Annotated in this window: 2 protein-coding genes; one reads left to right on the forward strand and one right to left on the reverse strand. The window is 59.6% G+C overall.

What is annotated here, in order from left to right; translation table 11 throughout:
- Positions 1–1,258 (forward strand): RHS repeat-associated core domain-containing protein (locus tag ACYQ1K_RS27775; protein WP_459986866.1); only part of this gene is annotated, 1,258 nt, incomplete at its 5' end.
- Between the two features lie 719 nt (positions 1,259–1,977).
- On the opposite strand, the gene ACYQ1K_RS27780 is transcribed toward ACYQ1K_RS27775, so the two are convergent.
- Positions 1,978–2,247: hypothetical protein (locus tag ACYQ1K_RS27780; RefSeq protein WP_459986867.1), on the reverse strand; the 270-nt coding region annotated here is incomplete at its 5' end.

Raw genomic sequence — 2,247 nt, forward strand, 5'->3', positions numbered from 1 at the left:
TTGTGTTACGCGTCGCTACACCTTCGACAAGCACTCGAACCGGACTAGTCTCATCACTAACCCCGCCGGCGCGGGTGGAGCCTGCTCTACGAGCACGAGCCCCACAACGATTGCTTCCACTTACGACGGCGCCGACCGGCTCACGAATTCGGGCTATACCTACGACGAGATGGGACGCACCTTCACGGTTCCGTCGAGCGACGCCATTGGAACTGGCACACACATAAGTGCTACGGGGCAATTGAACGTTTCCTACAGCGACAACGACATGGCGTACAGCCAGGCCCAAGGAGCGGGATCGAACGCGCAATCGGTTTCGTTCACGCTGGACGTAGAACAGGATCGGTTCGCCAGCCGGTCAACTGTTGTGGGTATGACCTCTCCCGTCACTACGACGGTCAACAATCACTACGACAGCGATGGCGACAGCCCCGCGTGGACCTCGACTGTCGTTGACAGCGGGCCGAACGCCGGTTCCACATGGACGGCCTACGTCGGCGACTCCCGTGGAAACTTGGGGGCAGTCGTCGACCAGAGCGGTACAGCGACTCTACAGCTGGCGAACCTGCATGGCGACGTAGTCGCTACAACACCTGCCGGTGGTACTGCGACCGGAGTTATTGACTACACCGAGTCTACTGAATACGGCATCCCAAGAACTGCGTTGACAGTGAAGGCATACGGTTGGGTCGGCGCGCGGCAACGCTCCGGTGACGATCTCTCCGGACTGTTCGTCATGGGCGTCCGCCTCTACAACCCCGCTACCGGACGCTTTCTATCGGTCGACCCAGTCCCTGGGGGCAACGCCAACGCCTACGGTTATCCTGAGGATCCGATCAACTCAGACGACGTTACGGGAGCGATTGGATACTCGATCAACACTCCATGGTTCAGGTACAAAGCAAAACTCAAGACCCACTACGGCATTCCGTACGCCGCCGTGTTTGATCTAAAATTTACCAAAAAGATGCGAAACTTTTTCGCTGCCCAGATCAGCATCATTGGGGTGGGTGCATGGTGGGGAACTCAGTGGCAAAAACTCATGAAGTACGGCCTCAAAAGCATGCTCCTCAAACTCTTGGAGGCAGTGGCGGAAGACTTCTTTGCGGTGTTGGCAGTTTTTGTTACTGCCTTTGCGCTCGATTTGGCGTGGCTCAAGAGCCGAGGGAAATGTCGAGGGGTTCGGTCGACGGTTGACGTAAGGCGCTACGTTCCAATGACGCCGGGTGACGTGGAGGTTTACGAGTACAAGTGTTAGGGCAGAACGCCAAACGTAGGAGATTGAACGCCGATGGAAAAACGCATTTCAGTCGGAAGAATGATTGTAGGGGGCGTCTGTCTTGCCATCATGCTCGCGGGAACCGTTCTGGTGTTTGCAAATGTGTTTCTCGGCGCTCATAGGCATGGCCTTTGGGTCGCGATCGGGACGACCTTGCCTTGGCTCATAGTGGGTTTTAGTGCCCCATTTGTCTGGAATCGGATGAGCCGTGGTCGAAACGAACGACGTGATTAGTCAGCTCTCGCCGGGTCAAGTCCGGTGGGTGGTGTACGAGGTTGATCCCTCGGTGGGGCGTCTCGGTCAGATTGTGAGGGCCTGAAGGTCGGCGGCCATCTCCTCGACAGCGCCTGGCGGCACGTCGGCCGACGTAGGCCTTGACGGTGCGGTGGGAGCAGCTCGCCAACTCGCCGGCATCGCGATACAAGCCGCCCAACGCGGCGAGGTAGACGACGTCGTGTCGGGCAGCTCCCATGACCGTCAGTGGGCAATCGCAGGTCCGCCACCGGGCAGCTACGTGGCCGTCTCCGGGCGTCTCTTGCGGCCGCCGACACTCATGCCGCGGAGACCCCGAGACGCCAGCTCGCGCCTACATCAACCTGGTTTATGGCCTGGCTGAGAAGCGGACAGAACTGGAGCGGTCAGGATCGTTCCCTGCCGTGAACTTCTCGCATCTGGACGCCGCGGTAACCGAGGTGTCGTTAGACGGTGCGGGCGACGAAGCCGAGGCGCTGGCCCATCTTGGCGAGCGACAAGCCGGATTTGTAGAGCCGGACCGTCTCGTCTACCTCAGCGTCAGTTGGAGTGTGGCCGCTGCGACGCATCGTCACGCCAGCACCCTTGAGCTGGAGCGCGACGGTATTGCGTCCGATGCCGAACTCAGCCGCCAGCTCGAAGACTGTGGCACCGCCTTCGTAGCCGGCGACCAGGCGGTTGAGCTGTGTTTCATTGAGCCGGATCGCCGTCTTGGG

This window comes from Nocardioides sp. AN3, assembly GCF_054653495.1.